The sequence below is a fragment of the Streptomyces sp. NPDC020884 genome, from assembly GCF_044333935.1.
Classification (GTDB): Bacteria; Actinomycetota; Actinomycetes; order Streptomycetales; family Streptomycetaceae; genus Streptomyces.
This window is the reverse complement of sequence record NZ_JBIRRY010000007.1, coordinates 319,359-336,888: the sequence shown is the minus strand read 5'-3', so window position 1 is coordinate 336,888 and position 17,530 is coordinate 319,359. Positions and strand designations below refer to the sequence as shown.

At 71.9% G+C, this 17,530-nt stretch carries 13 protein-coding genes; 6 read left to right on the top strand and 7 right to left on the bottom strand.

Going from position 1 to position 17,530, the window contains the following annotated elements; genetic code table 11:
- Positions 1 to 104 precede the first annotated feature (104 nt).
- On the top strand, positions 105 to 1,535 hold the full coding sequence (locus tag ACH4UK_RS22895) for a PP2C family protein-serine/threonine phosphatase (RefSeq protein WP_398358988.1): 1,431 nt from the start codon (positions 105 to 107) through the stop codon (positions 1,533 to 1,535).
- Positions 1,536 to 1,565: 30 nt separating this feature from the next.
- Here ACH4UK_RS22895 and ACH4UK_RS22890 read toward each other — a convergent pair whose 3' ends face one another.
- Complete coding sequence (locus ACH4UK_RS22890; protein WP_398358986.1) at positions 1,566 to 3,056, bottom strand: hypothetical protein; 1,491 nt, start codon at positions 3,054 to 3,056, stop codon at positions 1,566 to 1,568.
- Positions 3,057 to 3,287: 231 nt separating this feature from the next.
- Here ACH4UK_RS22890 and ACH4UK_RS22885 point away from each other — a divergent pair, with 231 nt between their 5' ends.
- From ACH4UK_RS22885 to ACH4UK_RS22875, 3 genes are all read left to right on the top strand, one after another.
- The gene (locus ACH4UK_RS22885; RefSeq protein ID WP_398358984.1) at positions 3,288 to 4,424 is read left to right on the top strand and encodes an aminoglycoside phosphotransferase family protein; all 1,137 of its coding nucleotides are present in this window, start codon (positions 3,288 to 3,290) and stop codon (positions 4,422 to 4,424) included.
- A gap of 487 nt (positions 4,425 to 4,911) precedes the next feature.
- Positions 4,912 to 5,586 carry a transglycosylase SLT domain-containing protein gene (locus tag ACH4UK_RS22880; protein ID WP_398358982.1) on the top strand — a complete coding sequence of 225 codons (675 nt, stop codon included), beginning with the start codon at positions 4,912 to 4,914 and terminating at the stop codon, positions 5,584 to 5,586.
- Between the two features lie 151 nt (positions 5,587 to 5,737).
- Positions 5,738 to 7,951 (top strand): germacradienol/geosmin synthase, encoded by a 2,214-nt coding sequence (locus ACH4UK_RS22875; RefSeq protein ID WP_398358980.1) that lies wholly within the window; start codon positions 5,738 to 5,740, stop codon positions 7,949 to 7,951.
- A gap of 119 nt (positions 7,952 to 8,070) precedes the next feature.
- Here ACH4UK_RS22875 and ACH4UK_RS22870 read toward each other — a convergent pair whose 3' ends face one another.
- The 5 genes from ACH4UK_RS22870 to ACH4UK_RS22850 form a co-directional block, all read right to left on the bottom strand.
- Positions 8,071 to 8,571 (bottom strand): hypothetical protein, encoded by a 501-nt coding sequence (locus ACH4UK_RS22870; RefSeq protein ID WP_003971159.1) that lies wholly within the window; start codon positions 8,569 to 8,571, stop codon positions 8,071 to 8,073.
- Between the two features lie 75 nt (positions 8,572 to 8,646).
- Positions 8,647 to 9,813: a thiolase domain-containing protein gene (locus ACH4UK_RS22865; protein ID WP_398358978.1), complete on the bottom strand. Its 1,167-nt coding sequence runs from the start codon at positions 9,811 to 9,813 to the stop codon at positions 8,647 to 8,649.
- Positions 9,806 to 10,858 carry a thiolase domain-containing protein gene (locus ACH4UK_RS22860; protein WP_398358977.1) on the bottom strand — a complete coding sequence of 351 codons (1,053 nt, stop codon included), beginning with the start codon at positions 10,856 to 10,858 and terminating at the stop codon, positions 9,806 to 9,808. The genes ACH4UK_RS22865 and ACH4UK_RS22860 overlap by 8 nt, the downstream gene beginning before the upstream one ends.
- Positions 10,859 to 11,806 (bottom strand): Zn-ribbon domain-containing OB-fold protein, encoded by a 948-nt coding sequence (locus tag ACH4UK_RS22855; RefSeq protein WP_398358975.1) that lies wholly within the window; start codon positions 11,804 to 11,806, stop codon positions 10,859 to 10,861. It abuts the gene before it with no gap.
- Between the two features lie 67 nt (positions 11,807 to 11,873).
- The gene (locus tag ACH4UK_RS22850; protein ID WP_398358973.1) at positions 11,874 to 12,674 is read right to left on the bottom strand and encodes a crotonase/enoyl-CoA hydratase family protein; all 801 of its coding nucleotides are present in this window, start codon (positions 12,672 to 12,674) and stop codon (positions 11,874 to 11,876) included.
- A gap of 166 nt (positions 12,675 to 12,840) precedes the next feature.
- Between ACH4UK_RS22850 and ACH4UK_RS22845 the strand changes: the two genes are divergently transcribed.
- Positions 12,841 to 14,460 (top strand): acyl-CoA synthetase, encoded by a 1,620-nt coding sequence (locus ACH4UK_RS22845; RefSeq protein WP_398358971.1) that lies wholly within the window; start codon positions 12,841 to 12,843, stop codon positions 14,458 to 14,460.
- Between the two features lie 55 nt (positions 14,461 to 14,515).
- On the opposite strand, the gene ACH4UK_RS22840 is transcribed toward ACH4UK_RS22845, so the two are convergent.
- Positions 14,516 to 16,039, bottom strand: coding sequence for an alpha/beta fold hydrolase (locus ACH4UK_RS22840; protein ID WP_398358969.1), 1,524 nt, complete (start codon positions 16,037 to 16,039; stop codon positions 14,516 to 14,518).
- Between the two features lie 189 nt (positions 16,040 to 16,228).
- Between ACH4UK_RS22840 and paaK the strand changes: the two genes are divergently transcribed.
- Positions 16,229 to 17,524, top strand: a complete 1,296-nt coding sequence (paaK, locus tag ACH4UK_RS22835; protein ID WP_398358967.1) for a phenylacetate--CoA ligase PaaK — start codon at positions 16,229 to 16,231, stop codon at positions 17,522 to 17,524.
- Positions 17,525 to 17,530 lie beyond the last annotated feature (6 nt).

Here is a 17,530-nt window from a genome sequence, read left to right as displayed (position 1 = left end):
ATCGAGTGTTGCCAAATCTCTTACGGGCCGCGGCGGCCTGTGCGACAGTCGGTAGCGGTCCACCCTTCAGAACCGGCTGTGCCGCGCCTGTATCGGAGTACGAGATGCCGTCCCCCCTGTTCGCGGACCGCCCCGCACCACAGCCTCCCGCGCACGATGCCGTCGACGCCCTGATCCATCGGACGCGCCGGCTGCGGGGGGACGTGGACGCCGTGCGGCGGGACGCCGTCGTGTTCGACGAGGACGACCCCCAGCTGCGCTGGCAGCGTGCCCTGTGCGAGCTGGCCGTGCATCACCTGGACAACCTCGACGAGCACCTGGGCCAGCTCAGGGCGGGTCTGCCGGGCCGCCGCGCCGAGGACTCCGCCCCCCGGGAGGACCGGGCCCCGGACGGCTCGAGGGACGGCTCCCCGCTGAACCGGGTGGGCAGCGCCGAGTGGAACCTCCTCACCGACGAGTCCAGCTGGTCCGAGGAGCTGTACGAGATCTTCGGCAGGCCCCCCGGGTCCCCTCCGCTCTCCCTGGACGACATCCCGTCCGTGCTGCTGCCCGAGGACCAGCCGCTGCTGACCGCGATGGTCACCGGCTGCCTCGTCGACGGCCGGCCGATGGACGGCGAGTTCCGCATCGTGCGCCCCGACGGCCGCACGCGCACCCTGCATATGACGGGCGAGCCGGTCCTCGACGCCGAGGGCCGCACCGCCTCGATGTGGGCGGTCCTGCGGGACGTCAGCGATCTGCGGCGCGGCGAGCGGACCGTCAGCAGGAGCCGTGCGTCGGTACGGCGCGAGGAGCACATCGAGCGGACCGAGCACCGCATGGCCGTGGAGCTCCAGGAGACCGTCCTGCCGCCATGGCGTGGATCACTACGCCTCCCGCCGCAGGGCCCCGGCGCCCTGGACATCGCCGCGCACTACCTCCCTTCCGCGTCGAGCGGGCTCATCGGCGGCGACTGGTACGACGCGATGGAGCTCCCGGACGGGCGCACCCTGCTCACCGTCGGCGACCTCACCGGGCACGGCATCCCCGCCACCTCGGCGATGGCGATGATGCTGGGCGCACTGCGCGGCATGGCGGTCGCCGGCATCGAGCCGGGCGCGCTGATGGGACACCTCAACCAGGTCCTCGAAACGTCGATACAGCCCGCTCTGGGCAGCGCCCTGTGCTGCCGCTTCGACCCCGAGGGCTCCATCCTTTCCTGGGCGCAGGCCGGACACCCCGCACCGCTGCTCTTCCGCAACGGTTCGGGACGGCTCCTGCCCCCGCCGGACGGGGTGCTGCTCGGCGCCGCGTCCAACGTCGTCTTCGAGCAGGACGAGGTGCGACTCCTCCCCGGCGATGTGCTCGTCCTGCACACCGACGGCCTGACCCGACGCGACGACCGGGGTGCGGGCCCGGAGGCACTGCTCGCCCTCGCCCCCCGGTTGGCGGAGGCCCGTACGGCACAGGAGTGCGTGCGGAGCGTCGTCGAGGAGTTCGGCGGCACGGAGCGCCTGGACGACGCGTGTGTGCTCGTCGCCAGAATCGGGGCATGAGGGAGCGCGGAGCCGCGCGGCGGGACCGGATCAGATCTGCGTGCCTCTGGCCTTCTTCTGGCTCGGCGGCATCGAGAGCTCGATCTCCTCGCGCAGATCCTGGATCCCGGCGTATCCCGAGAACTGACCGGTGAGCCGGTACATCTCGCGGAGCCGGTCCCAGGTGCGGTGCGATGAGGTCTCCCCCATCGACACCAGCGCGAGCCGGGCGTAACGGTCGGCCTGTTCGGGGTCGTTGGCGATGAAGCAGGCCGAGGCCAGGGAGATGTAGTCGAAGATCTTCGACCGCTGGCGGCCGTTGATCCGCAGCTCCAGCGCCTGCTTGGCGTGGCGTTGAGCGATGATCGCCGCCCCCGGGTCGTGCTCGGCCAGCGTGCGGAAGGCGAGCGCCTGCATCCCGTGCATATCGGCCTCGTCGAACATCTGCATCCAACTGGGCGGCGGCACATCGCTCTTGTCCGAGACGAAGAGCTCCTCGGCCTCGCCGAGGGTGCGCCGCATGGCCTGGCCGCGGCCCATGGAGGCCTGTGCCCAGGCCTCGATGGTGCGCAGCATCGCCTGCGTACGGGGCAGGGTCTCGTCGCCCGAGCCGGATTTGGCGAGCTTCATCAGGTCGAGCGCGTCGTCGGGCCGGCCCAGGTGGACCATCTGGCGGGCCGCCCGGGAGAGCGCTTCTCCGGCGCGCGGCCGGTCGCCGCCCTCGCGGGCCGCGTGGGCGGCGATGACGAAGTACTTCTGGGCGGTGGGTTCGAGGCCGACGTCGTGGGACATCCAGCCCGCCAGGACGGCGAGGTTGGCGGCGACGCCCCACAGCCGGCGCTGGAGATGGTCGGGGTGACGGTAGGCGAGCATGCCGCCCACCTCGTTGAGCTGGCCCACGACCGCCTTGCGCTGAAGTCCGCCGCCCCGGGACGCGTCCCAGGCGCGGAAGACCTCGACCGAATGCTCCAGGGCCTCGATCTCCTCGGAGCCGACCGGCGCGGCCTCGTACCGGTCGAGACCGGCGGGATCGGCGTGCAGGGGATCGTGGGCATGTGGAGCGTCGGCCGCCGGAGCGGGGTCGCTCTGCAGCCAGTCGTACATGGGGCCGGCGATGGTTGAGCCGGCGGCGAGCGCGGCGCCCGCACCCACCAAGCCGCGTCGGTTGAGCATGAGGTCCATTCCCGTGAATTCGGTGAGGACCGCTGCCGTCCGTTCGGGCGCCCACGGCAGTTGATCGGGATCGTGTTCCGTCCCGGAGTCACGCCGTTTCCCCACACGCCCGCGTCGGCCGAACCCGAGGTCCTCGATGGTCACGACACGGCCGAGCCGCTCGGTGAACAGAGCTGCCAGCACTTCGGGCACGGGATCACGGGGGGACTCCCCCATGTCGATCCAGCGCCTGACGCGCGAGGTGTCGGTGGCCAGCTGCGGGTGGCCCATGGCCGCCGCCTGCCGGTTCACCATTCTCGCGAGTTCGCCCTTGGACCAGCCGGCCAGGCCGAACAGGTCAGAAAGGCGGGTGTTGGGTTCTCCGGTCACTTCAAGCCCCCAGGTTCTCGGCTGACTTGACACTAACCCCCTGTCAGATGCGCTGTGACTATTCGCCAGGGTTCGCCAGGGTCCGCCAGATGGTCTGCCACCCGCGCCCCGGTGTCAGGTAGGAAAGCGCCACCCCGCCCGGCAGCCCTAGGTACTCCCCAGGGTGCCGAACGGCCGTCGGCCGGGTTGGCGCACGTACCTTGTCGGCGCACGAAGGGATCTGTCTCGCCCATGTACACAGCATCGTCCTCCGTGTCCGCCCCGCCCCGTCCGCTCCGCCCGATGGGCGCCGGCGGCGGGCCCTATCTCGCTCCTCACGCCGGCGCACCGGTGCAGGGTCCGGGCCGGGCCCGACGGGCCCCGGGCACGGGCACCGGACCGCTCAGCGGTCGGATCGACCTGTCCGGCCCCCAGGGCGCACAGGTGCGGATGGCCATCGCCTCCGTGCAGCGCATCTGCCCGGAGTTCAACCCGGTCCAGGTGCTGCGCCGCAGCGGCCGCTCGGTCCTGATCGTCGGAACGACCGGGCGGGCCACCGTCGTCGCGAAGTGTTTACTGGACCACTCGCCGGCCTGGACCGAACGGTTCCGGCACGAAATAGCGGCGTACCGCGCGTTCGTCCGGCACCGCCCCCCGGTTCGGGCGCCCCGGCTGATCGCGGCGGACCCGGAGAACTGCACGCTGGTGATCGAGCGGATGCCCGGCCGGGTCGCCGCCCTCACCCGGCATCCGGCGGAGGCGCCGCCGCGGGCCGACATCCGCGCCGCGCTGGGCGCGATCAGCCGGGTGAACGCCTGGCGGCCGCCCCCCGGACTGTTCGAGGCCCCGCTCGACTACGCCTCGCGGATCACGCGCTACCACGAGCTCGGGCTGTTCACCGATCGCGATCTCGGTGATCTGCAGAAGCTGCTGCACGGCCTGGCCCACGCGGGCGGCAGGCAGGGCATGGGGCAGTTCTGCCACGGGGACGCCCTGCTCTCCAACATCCTGCTGTCGCCGACCGGGCCGGTGCTCGTCGACTGGGAGCACGCCGGCTGGTATCTCCCGGGGTACGACCTGGCGACGCTGTGGGCGGTGCTGGGCGACGCCCCGGTGGCGCGACGCCAGATCAGTCAACTGGCGCAGGCCAGGGGCCCGGCCGCGCGGGACGCGTTCCTGGTGAACCTGATGCTGGTGCTGACCCGCGAGATCCGCAATTACGAGACGGCCGTCCAGCGCACCATGCGCGAGGCGCCGGCGGCGGGTGCGGGGACGGACCGCCCCGGGGCGCTCTCCTCGGGCGAGGAGCAGCGGCTGCTGCTGCGGAGGCTGCACGACGACTGCGCCATGGCGCGGCGGGCGGTGCGGGCGGCGGTCGGCACCCGCTGAGCCGGGACGACGACGCGGGCGAGAGGCCCGTCCGACGAGAACCACAGTGACCAGACCACTGTGAAGAAGAAGAAGAAGAAGAAGCGCGCTGCGGGACCGGTGCCGACACACCGGTCCGGCAGCGCGCTTTTCTGCGTTCCGGGCCGTTTCTCCGCGTGACCGTGCGTTGACCCTGTGCCGCTCCGGGGCCCTCGGCGGGTGAGGCCCGCCACGAGACCCACGTCACCTACGACCTCCGGTAGTGGACGCGCCCCCTCTCGTCCGGCGTAACGAACCGCCCATATGGCTCATAAATTGGCATCTCACGATGAAGAGTAGTAAAGGCGGTGATTGCTTCCTATGTCGGTGCCCGTTAACCATGGATCCCGGCAAGCACCGAGTACGAGCCAGCGACGAGCGCCCACCGGCGACCGCGGCCCGGACATCCGGTTCCTGCCGACGCGGCGCGAAGGCCGCGAAGCCCGTCCCCCATAGGAAGAGCTCACGCATGCCCCGCATCTCCACCCTGCGCATCACCCGCTCGCACAAGATCGCCACCGCCGTGCTCGTCGCGGCCGGTTCCGTCAGCGCCATAGCCGCCACCGGCGGTCCGAGCGAGGCGCAGACCACCCAGGCCCGGTCCTCCGTCTCCGTGGAGCCGGTCGCCGCCGCGGGTATCCCCACGGCGAAGGACGCGGCGGCCAAGAAGGCCGCTCAGGAGACCGCCGCCAAGGAAGCCGCCGCGAAGAAGGCCGCGGCAGCCCGCAAGGCGACCGCGGAGAAGGACGCCGACAAGGCGCGCTCCGAGAAGCAGGCCGCCAACCGCTCCACCGAGCGCAAGGCCATCACGCCGAAGAAGTTCGCGAACAACCTCGACGGCTGGATCCGTGAGTCGCTCGACATCATGAAGAAGAAGAACATCCCCGGCTCCTACGAGGGGCTGCACCGCAACATCATGCGCGAGTCCAGCGGCAACCCGAACGCCGTCAACGACTGGGACATCAACGCGCAGAACGGCATTCCCTCCAAGGGCCTCCTTCAGGTGATCCAGCCCACCTTCGACACGTACCACGTCAAGGGCACCCCGAAGAAGCTCACCGACCCGGTCGCCAACATCACCGCAGCCGCCAACTACGCGGCGGACCGCTACGGCTCGATCGACAACGTCGACTCCGCCTACTGAGCGAGCGACTTCCGAGCACGCACACACAAAGCCGCGATTATGTGACTAATCGCTGTCGTGCGTGCTCCGTATGGCCGAAGGGTAGTGCTGCGCGGACACGACCGGTCCGCGCGTTTCCCCGCGCGGAGCCTTCTGGAAAGGCCTGACGCACATGGCACAGCCCTTCTCATTGCCGGACTTCTATGTTCCGTATCCTGCCCGGCTCAACCCTCATGTAGAGGCGGCACGCACGCACACCCGGGCGTGGGCCCGCTCCATGGGGATGCTGGAGGGATCCGGCATCTGGGAGGAGAAGGACCTGGAGGCGCACGACTACGCCCTCCTGTGCGCCTACACCCACCCCGACTGCTCGGCCGAGGCGCTCTCCCTGGTCACCGACTGGTACGTGTGGGTCTTCTTCTTCGACGACCACTTCCTCGAGCTGTTCAAGCGCACGCCCGACCGCGAGGGCGGCAAGCGGTATCTGGACCGGCTGCCCGCCTTCATGCCGATGGAGCGGGGCGCCCCGACGCCGGAGCCCGAGAACCCGGTCGAGGCGGGGCTCGCCGATCTGTGGGCCCGGACGGTCCCGGCGATGACGGACGCCTGGCGGGTCCGGTTCGCGGAGGCGACGGAGAACCTCCTGAACGAGTCCCTGTGGGAGCTCGCCAACATCCACGAGGGCCGCATCGCGAACCCGGTCGAGTACATCGAGATGCGCCGCAAGGTGGGCGGCGCGCCCTGGTCCGCCGGCCTGGTGGAGTACGCGGCGAACGCCGAGGTCCCCGCGTCGGTCGCCGACGCCCGCCCGCTGCGGGTGCTGCGGGACGCGTTCTCCGACGGGGTGCACCTGCGCAACGACCTCTTCTCCTACCAGCGCGAGGTGGAGGACGAGGGTGAGAACAGCAACGGCGTGCTGGTGCTGGAGAAGTTCCTCGGCTGCTCCACGCAGGAGGCCGCCGAGTCCGTCAACGACCTGCTGACCTCACGGCTCCAGCAGTTCGAGAACACCGCCCTCACCGAACTCGGCCCGCTCTGCGCCGAGAGGGGCCTGGACCCCGCCCAGACCGCCGCCGTGCTGGCGTACGTCAAGGGGCTCCAGGACTGGCAGTCCGGCGGCCACGAATGGCACATGCGCTCCAGCCGCTACATGAACGGCGGCGGCGCGGGCGAGGCCGTGGCCGGCTTCGGCATGTCCGCCGCCTCCATCAGGTTCACGCTCCGCTCGGAGACCTCGCGGGCCCGCAGCCACAGCCATGTGCCCTACCAGCACGTGGGGCCCTCGCTGCTCCCGGACTTCGACCTGCCGTTCGGGACGACCCTGAGCCCGCATCTGGAGGGGGCCCGGGTCCGGCTCGTCGACTGGGCGCGGCGGATGGGCATCCTGGAGGCCCAGCCGGGCGTGCCGGGTTCGCACATCTGGGACGAGGAGCGGATCATCGCGATCGACCTGCCGCTGTGCGCGGCGGGCCTGGATCCGGACGCGACCCCGGACGAGCTGGACCTGTCCTCGGGCTGGCTGGCCTGGGGAACGTACGGGGACGACTGGTTCCCGGTCGTGCACGGGCGGACCCGGGACCTGGCGGGGGCCCGGCTGGCGAACGAGCGGCTGTCGCTGTTCATGCCGCTGGACGGCGAGGGCACGCCGGAGCCGGTGAACGCCCTGGAGCGGAGTCTGGGCGACCTGTGGCGCAGGACGGCCGCCCCGATGGATGCGAGCGGGCGGCGCACCTTCCGGACCGCGATCGAGTCGATGACCGCGAGCTGGCTCTGGGAGCTGGCCAACCAGGCGCAGAACCGTATCCCCGACCCGGTCGACTACGTCGAGATGCGACGGGCGACGTTCGGTTCGGACCTGACGATGAGCCTGTGCCGGCTCGGGCACGGCCGGAAGGTCCCCGAAGCGGTCTACCGCAGCGGCCCGATGCGCTCCCTGGAGAACGCGGCGGCGGACTACGCGTGCCTGCTCAACGACCTGTTCTCGTACCAGAAGGAGATCGAGTACGAGGGCGAGGTGCACAACGGCGTCCTGGTCGTGCAGAACTTCTTCGGCGTCGACTACCCGACGGGCGTGGCGATCGTGCACGACCTGATGAACTCGCGGCTGCGGCAGTTCCTGCATGTCGCCGAGGTCGAACTCCCGGTGCTGTACGACGACTTCGCCCTGGACGCCGAGGCGCGGGAGATCCTGGCGGGCTATGTGCAGGAGCTCAAGCACTGGATCGCGGGGATCCTGATCTGGCACCGGGGCTGCCGCCGCTACCGCGAGGAGGACCTGCGGCGCGGCCACGGCACCCCCTGGCACATCAGCGGTCCCACGGGGCTCGGCACGTCGGCGGCGCAGGTGACCCGGATGATGGTCCAGCCGGCGGGCAGCCCGGTGTAGTTCACGCGGCCGCGGCCCGCCGTGCGGACGCACGTACGGCGGGCCGCGGCCGACGGCGACGGCCGGGGGGCCTGAGCCCTACCGCCCCGGATACCGGGGCGGCCTTGAGCAGGGACGTTTCAGCCCTGCTGGAAGAGCTCCGCGGGCAGGGGCTTGAGCAGGGTGTACAGGTCGTCGGTGATCGGCCGGTCCCAGCTGGCGATGGTCACGAGGACGCCGTCGCTGCGGTCGAACTGGACGCAGGCGATGCGGCTCTCGGAGAGCTTGACGCGGCGGACGATCAGCAGATTGTCGCCCTGCATGACGGGGACGTCCTCGGAGCTGACGACCTCGATGGGCTCGTCGTTCTCCAGGGCGAGGAGCAGTTGCGCCACTTCGAAGGGGACCTGGCCCTCCTCCGTCTCGCGGGCGGGCGAGCCTTCCGGGAGGTTGCCGATGATCATGGCCGGACCTCGTCCGCCGTACAGGTCGTAACGGAGGAAGACCCCCTGACAGCTGCCGTCGGGGGCGGGGAGCAGACCGGCGCCGAGGTTGCCGGGCCAGTCCCCGGGATCCATGGCCAGGACGTCGAAGTCCGGGCCCGCGGGTGTTGCGGCGCTACGGCGGCGGAGGAAGGACATGCTGCCATGTTACGTGTCCCGGCTCACGTTGCGGAGCCGGGCCCGGCCCCGCGGGCCCGGCCCCACCGCGTTCCCTCAGCCGGGCGGCGGCTCCGCTCCCACGAGCCACATGGCGAAGAACTGGGCCCCGCCGCCGTAGGCGTGCCCGAGCGCCCTGGCGGCCCCGTCGATCTGGTGCTCCCCGGCCCTCCCGCGCACCTGGAGGGCCGCCTCGGCGAAGCGGATCATGCCGGACGCGCCGATCGGGTTGGTGGACAGTACGCCGCCCGAGGGGTTGACCGGGAGGTCGCCGTCGAGTTCGGTGACGCCGGCCTCGGTGAGCTTCCAGCCCTCGCCCTCGCCGGCGAAGCCGAGGTTCTCCAGCCACATCGGCTCATACCAGGAGAACGGCACGTACATCTCGACGGCGTCGATCTCCCGGCGCGGGTCGGTGATCCGGGCCTGCCGGTAGACGTCGGCGGCGCAGTCCTTGCCCGCCTGCGGGGAGACGAAGTCCTTGCCCGCGAACAGGGTCGGCTCGCTGCGCATCGCCCCGCCGTGCACCCAGGCGGGCGGATGGGGGGCGCGGGCCGCGCCCTCCCGGTCGGTGAGGATCATCGCGCAGGCCCCGTCCGAGGAGGGGCAGGTCTCGGAGTAGCGGATCGGGTCCCAGAGCATCGGGGCCGCCTGGACCTTCTCCAGGGTGATGTCGTGGTCGTGGAGGTGCGCGTAGGGGTTCTTCAGCGCGTTGCGGCGGTCCTTGTAGGCGACGAGCGATCCGACCGCGTCGGGCGCTCCGGTACGCCGCATGTACGCGCGCACGTGCGGGGCGAAGAAGCCGCCGGCTCCGGCCAGCAGCGGCTGCTGGAAGGGGACGGGCAGGGAGAGGCCCCACATGGCGTTGGACTCGGACTGCTTCTCGAAGGCGAGGGTGAGAACGGTGCGGTGCACACGGGCGGCGACGAGGTTGGCGGCGACCAGGGCGGTGGATCCGCCGACCGAGCCCGCCGTGTGGACGCGGAGCATGGGTTTGCCGACGGCTCCGAGGGCGTCGGCGAGGTAGAGCTCCGGCATCATGACGCCCTCGAAGAAGTCGGGGGCCTTGCCGATCACGACGGCGTCGATGTCGCTCCAGGTCAGCCCGGCGTCCTCCAGGGCGCGGACGGCGGCCTCGCGGACCAGTCCGGCGATGGACACGTCGTGCCGGGCGGCGACGTGTTTGGTCTGGCCGATGCCGACGACGGCGACGGGCTCCTTAGGCATGAGTGCTCTCCCCTTCCAGGACGGCGACCAGGTTCTGTTGCAGGCAGGGGCCCGAGGTGGCGTGCGCGAGCGCCCGGTCGGACTCGCCCCGGTGGATGCGGGCGGCGGCCTCGCCGAGCCGGATCAGTCCGGCGGCCATCACGGGGTTGGCGGCGAGCGCGCCGCCGGAGGGGTTGACGCAGACGTCGTCGCCGAGCCCCAGCGCCTTGCGCAGGACGACCTCCTGCGAGGTGAAGGGGGCGTGCAACTCGGCTGTGTCGACGGGTCGTTCGAAGGCTCCGGCGTGCTGGGCGGCGAGCCGTGCGGACGGTGAGTCGGTCAGGTCGCGGACGCCGAGGGCATGCGCCTCGATGCGGTGGTCGATGCCCCGGATCCAGGCCGGCCGCTCGCACAGGGCGCGGGCGGTGTCCCCGGCGGCGAGGACCACGGCGGCCGCGCCGTCGCCGATGGGCGGGCAGTCGCCGGTGCGCAGCGGACGTACGAGGTAGTCGCCCGCGGGAACGTCGCCGGTGAGCTGGGCGTGCGGGTTGTCGGCGGCGGCGGTGCGGTTGCGGGCGGCGATCTCGGCGAGGGCGGGTTCGTCGGTGGCGCCCGCGTCGATGAGTGCCTGCGCCTGGAGGGCGGCGAGCGCGACGGAGTCCGGCCAGAGCGGCGCGAGGTAGTACGGGTCGAGCTGACGCGTCAGGACGTCGCGGACCCGGCCGGGCGAGGACTTGCCGTAGGAGTAGACGAGCGCGGTGTCCGCCTCGCCGGTCATGATCTTCACCCAGGCCTCGTACAGCGCCCAGGCGCCGTCCATCTCGACATGGGACTCGGAGATCGGCGGGTGGGCGCCGACGCCGTCGAGCGCCATCGTGAAGGAGAAGGCCCGCCCGGCGAGGTAGTCGGCGGACCCGGAGCAGGTGAACCCGATCTCGTTCGCCCTGAGGCCGGTCGCGCCCAGGACCTCGTGGAGGACGGGCATCAGGAGGTCGACCTCGGAGAGCTCGTCGGTGCGCCGCCGGTGGGTGGTCTGGGCGAAGGCGACGATGGCCACGTCCCGCATCTACACCAGCTCCTTGTACGTGTCGTAGTCGGCGTCGGGCTCTCCGGTGGGCCGGTAGTGGTCGGGGTGGCGGGCGCCATCGGCCCAGACGGGCTCGACGCGCAGCCCCATCCGCACCTGGTCGTACGGGATTCCGGCGATCCGGCCGTGCAGGGCCAGGTCCGCGCCGTCGAGGGCGATGTGGGCGTAGACGTACGGGACCTCGATGTCCAGGTTCTTCGCCTTGATGTTGACGATGCAGAACGTGGTGACGGTCCCGCGCGGGCCGACCTCGACCTGTTCGGCGGTGGCGATTCCGCAGGTGGGGCAGGCTCCGCGCGGCGGGACGTAGACCTTGCGGCAGGCGGGGCAGCGTTCGCCGACGGTGCGGCGCCCTTCGAGGGCGGTGAGGTAGGCGCTCTGGGCGCGGCCCGGGGTGTGGACGTAGTCGAGGCGGGCCGGGGCGACGATGCCGGTGACCGGGTCGGCGAACTCCCCGCTGTGCGGGGCGGGTTCCGCGGGTCCGGGCTCGCCCTCGTACGGTTCGAAGCAGGCGATGTCGGTGATCGCGCCGGTGCGCTCGGCGGCCCAGCGGATACGGACGCGCATCCCGGTGCGCACGGCGTCCGGGCCGGGCGCGTCGAGGACGTGCAGGAGCGCGGTGCCGGCCCCGTCGAGGCGGACGAGGACCCAGGCGAAGGGGGTGTCGAGCGGCTGGTCGCGGCGCGGGGCCGGGTTCCAGGCCCAGGTGGTGACGGTGCCGGTGGGGGCGACCTCGACGAGGTCGCGGATCTCGTTCGCGGTGACGGGGTCGTATTCGACGGGTGGCACGAGCACGGTGCCGTCCTCCGTGCGGACGCCGAGGACGGTGCGTTCGCGCAGTCCGGTGAGGAAGGCGCTCTGGACGGGGCCCAGGGAGCGGGTGAAGGGGAATTCGACCACCAGCGGGGCGCTGAGGACGTCGGACATGGCTGCTGCCTCCTTGGCTGAGGGCTGCGGGCTGAGGGCTGCGGACTCGGGGCCGGGGGCTCAGCGCTCAGGCGCGCCGGTAGACCGGCGGGCGCTTCTCGGCGAAGGCGCGCGCGCCCTCCTTGGCGTCCTCGGTGGCGAACACGGGCCAGCCGCGCTTGAGTTCGGCGGCCAGTGCCTCGCTCTCGGTCAGCTCGGCGCCCTCGTAGACCGAGGCCTTGACGGCCTCGACGGCCAGCGGGCCGCAGGCGTTGACCCGCTCGGCGACGGCGAGGGCCTCCTCCAGCGCGGTTCCCTCGGGCACGACCCGGCCGATCAGCCCGATGGCGGCGGCCTCGTCGGCGGTGTACGCGCGGCCGGTGAGGAGCATCTCGAGGGCGTGGGTGCGGGGGATCTGGCGGGGCAGCCGGACGGTGGAGCCGCCGATCGGGAAGAGGCCCCGGCGGACCTCGAAGAGCCCGAAGGTGGCTCCGGCCCCGGCGACGCGGATGTCGGTGCCCTGGAGGATCTCGGTGCCGCCCGCGACGCAGGGGCCCTCCACGGCGGCGATCACCGGTTTGCGCGGGCGGTGGTGGCGCAGCATCGCCTTCCAGTGGAGGTCCGGGTCGGCCGTCATCCGGTCCCGGTACTCCTCCCCCTCCATTCCGCCGCCCGCCAGCGCCTTGAGGTCCATGCCGGCGCAGAACGCGCCGCCCGCCCCGGTGAGCACGACGGAGCGGACCGTGTCGTCCGCGTCGGCCGCGAGCCAGCCGTCGTAGAGGCCGACGAGCATCGGCAGCGAGAGCGCGTTCCTGGCCTGTGGTCTGTTCAAGGTGAGCACCAGCGTGGCGCCTTCGCGCCGCACGGTGAGGTGTTCCGTACCGCCCATGACCGACTCCTGTCTCCAGACCTGGAACAGGTTGCAGTAGGCGGGGGCGCAGTTCAATAGTTTTCTGACAGCTCGTCAGATTCTTTCGACGGCACCCCTTCCCACTTGTGCCGTCCGGCGCTCTAATGACGGCCGAGTCGCCAGTCATCCGCGGTCAGGAGGAACGGTGGAGTACAACCTTGCCGACCTGTTCGAGTCGGTCGTCGACGCGGTCCCCGACCGCGAGGCGCTCCTGTACGTCGACCATCCCGGCACGGGCGCCGAGCGGCGGCTCACCTACGCCGGACTGGACGCCGCCGCCAACCGGATCGCCCACCACCTCATCGACGCGGGAATCCGTCCCGGCGAGCATCTGGGGCTGCACCTCTACAACGGAGTGGAGTACCTCCAGACGGTCCTCGGCGCGCTCAAAGCCCGGATCGTGCCGGTGAACGTCAACTACCGCTACGTGGAGGAGGAGCTGGTCTACCTCTACCGGGACGCGGATCTGGCGGCGCTGGTCTTCGACGGCGAGTTCGACGAGCGGGTGGCGGCGGCCGCACCGCGGGCCCCGGGCCTGCGCCACCTGGTCCGGGTCGGGTCCGCCCCCGCCGCTCCCGGGGCCGTGGCCGCGGTGGCGTTCACCGAGGCGGAGGACGCGGGTGACCCCGGGCGCGGCTTCGCACCGCGCTCCGCCGACGACCAGTTCATCATCTACACCGGCGGCACGACGGGCATGCCGAAGGGCGTGATGTGGCGCCAGGAGGACCTGTTCTTCTCGGGTCTGGGCGGCGGTGCGCCGACCGGTGAGCCGGTGAAGGCGCCGCAGGAGCTGGCGGAGCGGGTCGCCGCGGGCGGCGACGGGATCACCTTCTTCCCCACCCCGCCGCTGATGCACGGGACGTCCACGCTGACCGCGTTCATCGGCTTCAACTTCGGCCAACGCGTCGTCGTGCACCGCAAGTTCGTGCCCGACGAGGTGCTGCGGACGATCGAGAGGGAGAAGGTCACGAGCGTGTCGCTGGTCGGCGACGCGATGCTGCGCCCGCTGATCGACTGCCTGAAGGGGCCGCTGCGCGGGACGGACTGCTCCTCGCTGTTCTCCGTCTCCAGCTCCGGGGCCATCATGTCGGACTCGGTGCGGGCGGAGTTCCAGGCGCTGGTGCCGACGGTGATGCTGCTGAACAACTTCGGCTCCTCCGAGTCCGGTTTCAACGGCACGGCGACGGCGGACTCGGGTCCGGAGCGGGGTTTCCGGGTCCAGGTCAACGCCCGTACGGCGGTGGTCGATCCGGTGACGTACGAGCCGGTGGCCCCCGGCGAGCCGGGCCGTATCGCGCAGCGCGGGCATGTCCCGCTGGGCTACTACAACGACCCGGCCAAGACCGCCGACACCTTCTTCCGCAGAGGAGAGGAGCGGTGGGTGCTGCTGGGCGACATGGCGACCGTGGACGCGGACGGCATCGTCACCGTGCTCGGCCGGGGCTCCCAGTGCATCAACACCGGGGGCGAGAAGGTGTATCCGGAGGAGGTCGAGCAGGCGCTCAAGTCCCACCCGGACGTGTACGACGCGCTGGTCGCGGGCGTCCCCGACGAGCGCTGGGGCAGCCGGGTCGCCGCCGTGATCCAACTGCGCGCGGGAGCCGAGGCGTTGACCCTGGAGAGGGTGCAGGCACACTGCCGGACCCGGCTCGCCGGATACAAGATCCCCCGGGCGCTGGTGCTCGCCGACGAGATCCGGCGCTCCCCCAGCGGCAAGGCGGACTACCGGTGGGCGAAGGCGGTGGCGGCGGGGGCGGCGGGCTGAGCCGGGGAGGCCCGGCCCCGCCCGGCCCGACCCGGCCCCGCCGGAACGCCGAAGGTCACGCCAGGCCGAACGACCGGATCGCCGCGAGGAAGTCGTCCGGACGGGTGGTGTGGACGAGATGCCCGGCGGCGATGGTGACGAGCTCGGCGTCCGGTATAGCGCGAGCCAGCCGCGCGACCTGGTCCTGGTCGATGTGGCTGTCGGGCCCGCCGCCGATGACGAGGGTGGCCGCGGTGATCCCGGCGAGCCCTTCGACGACGGCCGGGTCGGGATCGTTGAGCTGGGCGTCGGTGTCCGGGACCACGGGCCAGTCGAAGTCGAGGGAGCCCTCCGGGCGGACGGAGGGCGGCCGGGGCGCCTCCAGCGGGAAGGGGGGCGGCGGGTCCTCGACGATCAGACGCCCGATCAGGTCCGGTTCCCGCTGGGCCAGATGGTAGGCGGCCACCCCGCCCAGGGAGTGCCCGACGACGGTCGCGCCGGCCAGGTTGCGGGCCTCGAGGAAGGCGTGCAGGTCGTCGCGGAACGTCTCGAAGGAATACCGGCCGGGCCAGTCGCTCAGCCCGTGGCCCCGGAAGTCGGGGGCGTACACCCGGTGGTCGGCGGCCAGGTCCCGCGCGATCCGGGTCCAGGTTTCGCTGGAGCCCGTCCGGCCGTGCAGGAGGACGACGGGCGGGGCCCCCTCCTCGCCCCACACCCGGTACGCCAGCCGGAAGCCGCCCGTCTGCACCGGGTGGACGTCCGGGTCGAGGAAGGCCGCCACCGCACGGGTGAAGGCGCCCGGGTCGTCCAGCCACGGGAAGTGCCCCGCGCCCCGCTGGACGACGAACTCGGCGCCCGGGAAGAGCGCGGCGAGCTCGGTCGCCCGGTCCGGGCTCGGGTGGCCGTCCAACTCCCCGACGAGGACGAGCACCGGCACGGCCAGTCCGCGCAGGGCGGCGGAGGTGGCGTCGAGGTCGAAGACGCCGTCCTCGGCATAGCGGCCGCGCGCCTGCGCGTTGGTCTGTCCGGCGGAGGCGGCGGCGTGCGCGCGGGCCGCGTCGTCCCAGCGGCCGTAGGTGAGGGGCCGGACAGCGGGCCACAGTTCGGCGAACGGGCCGCCGGCGAGCAGCGCCTCCTGGGCGGCGCGGGCCTCGGGATACCAGGGCTCATCGCGCCGCAGTTCGGCGGCCTCGCGCAGGTCCTGGTCGCTCACCGCGATGCCCACGGCCCGGGTGCTGGGCGTGACGAGGGTCAAGCTGAGCACCCGGTCCGGGTGGCGGGCCGCGTACAGCAGAGCCAGGTCCGCGCCCGCGGAGTGGGCCAGCACGTCGATCCGGTCGAGGCCGAGGTGTTCGCGCAGGGCCTCCACGTCCTCGACGAGGCGGTCGCAGCGGTACGTCAAGGGGTCCTCGGGCACGGCGGAGTCGCCGGTGCCGCGCAGATCGAGCAGGACGAGCTGCCGCCGGGCGGCGAGCCCTCCGAGGTCGCCGAGATACGCGCTCGCCCGCATCGGCCCGCCGGGCAGACAGATCAGCGGCTCCCCCTCCCCCACCAGGCGATAGGCGAGCGGGGTGCTGTCGTAAGCGGAGAAGGTCGGCATACGCCCCATCCAAACAGGAACCCGTGGGCGGGCGCAGCGGAGTTCGCCGCGGGCTGAGCCGCGGCGAACTCCGCGCGCCTCTTGCCAGCACCCCCGGCCGCCTGCATTACTGCTCCCAGGAAGATCGACCGAATGATCGGTCGCCTCGTTGCGACCCGTTTGTCCCCTGTTTCGGAAGGAAGGGCCCTGATGACGGCCATGCTGGACGCTGCGGAACGGCTCGGCCGGGGCGAGCTGGAGGCCCTGCAACGGCAGCGGCTCCGGGCCACGCTGCACCACGCGTACGACAACGTCCCTTTCTACCGGGCGGCCTTCGACCGCGCCGGGCTGCGGCCCGACGACTGCCGCACGCTCGCCGATCTGGCCCGCTTCCCGTTCACCGCGAAGGCGGATCTGCGGGACAACTACCCCTTCGGGATGTTCGCCGTGCCGGAGCACGAGGTGCGCAGGATCCACGCCTCCAGCGGCACGACCGGCCGTCCGACCGTCGTCGGGTACACCGAACGGGATCTGGACACCTGGGCGGACGTGGTGGCCCGGTCGATCCGGGCGGCGGGCGGCCGGCCCGGTCACAAGGTCCATGTGGCGTACGGATACGGGCTGTTCACCGGCGGGCTCGGGGCGCACTACGGGGCGGAGCGGCTCGGCTGCACGGTGATCCCCGCGTCCGGCGGGATGACCGCGCGCCAGGTGCAGCTGATCCAGGACTTCCGGCCCGAGATCATCATGATCACGCCGTCGTACATGCTGACGCTGCTGGACGAGTTCGAGCGGCAGGGCGTCGATCCGCGGACGACGTCCCTGAAGGTCGGCATCTTCGGCGCGGAGCCGTGGACCGAGGCGATGCGCCGGGAGATCGAGGAGCGGTTCGCCATCGACGCGGTCGACATATACGGGCTCTCCGAGGTGATGGGACCGGGGGTAGCGCAGGAGTGCGTGGAGACGAAGGACGGGCTGCACATCTGGGAGGACCACTTCTACCCGGAGGTCGTGGACCCGTTCACCGGTGAGGTGCTCCCCGACGGCGAGGAGGGGGAGCTGGTGTTCACCTCGCTGACCAAGGAGGCGATGCCGGTCATCCGCTACCGCACCCGGGACCTGACGCGGCTGCTGCCGGGGACGGCCCGGACGTTCCGCCGGATGGAGAAGGTCACCGGGCGCAGCGACGACCTGGTGATCCTGCGCGGGGTCAATCTCTTCCCCACCCAGATCGAGGAGATCGTGCTGCGCACGCCCGCCGTGGCCCCGCACTTCCAACTGCGGCTGACCCGGCAGGGCCGGCTCGACGCGCTGACGGTCCGTGCGGAGGCGCGGGCGGACGCCACGGCGGCCGAACGGGAGAAGGCGGCGCAGACCATCGCGGCGGCGGTGAAGGACGGCGTCGGGGTGTCGGTGGAGGTCGAGATCGTGGATCCGGAGTCGCTGGAACGCTCGGTGGGCAAGATCCGGCGGATGGTGGACCTGCGGGATTCGGACGCCGGGTAGGGGCGG

Coding starts and splice junctions, on each gene's coding strand:
- ACH4UK_RS22895 (WP_398358988.1), top strand. CDS start 105: ATGCCGTCCCCCCTGTTCGCGGACCGCCCCGCACCACAGCCTCCCGCG.
- ACH4UK_RS22885 (WP_398358984.1), top strand. CDS start 3,288: ATGTACACAGCATCGTCCTCCGTGTCCGCCCCGCCCCGTCCGCTCCGC.
- ACH4UK_RS22880 (WP_398358982.1), top strand. CDS start 4,912: ATGCCCCGCATCTCCACCCTGCGCATCACCCGCTCGCACAAGATCGCC.
- ACH4UK_RS22875 (WP_398358980.1), top strand. CDS start 5,738: ATGGCACAGCCCTTCTCATTGCCGGACTTCTATGTTCCGTATCCTGCC.
- ACH4UK_RS22870 (WP_003971159.1), bottom strand. CDS start 8,571: ATGTCCTTCCTCCGCCGCCGTAGCGCCGCAACACCCGCGGGCCCGGAC.
- ACH4UK_RS22865 (WP_398358978.1), bottom strand. CDS start 9,813: ATGCCTAAGGAGCCCGTCGCCGTCGTCGGCATCGGCCAGACCAAACAC.
- ACH4UK_RS22860 (WP_398358977.1), bottom strand. CDS start 10,858: ATGCGGGACGTGGCCATCGTCGCCTTCGCCCAGACCACCCACCGGCGG.
- ACH4UK_RS22855 (WP_398358975.1), bottom strand. CDS start 11,806: ATGTCCGACGTCCTCAGCGCCCCGCTGGTGGTCGAATTCCCCTTCACC.
- ACH4UK_RS22850 (WP_398358973.1), bottom strand. CDS start 12,674: ATGGGCGGTACGGAACACCTCACCGTGCGGCGCGAAGGCGCCACGCTG.
- ACH4UK_RS22840 (WP_398358969.1), bottom strand. CDS start 16,039: ATGCCGACCTTCTCCGCTTACGACAGCACCCCGCTCGCCTATCGCCTG.
- paaK (WP_398358967.1), top strand. CDS start 16,229: ATGACGGCCATGCTGGACGCTGCGGAACGGCTCGGCCGGGGCGAGCTG.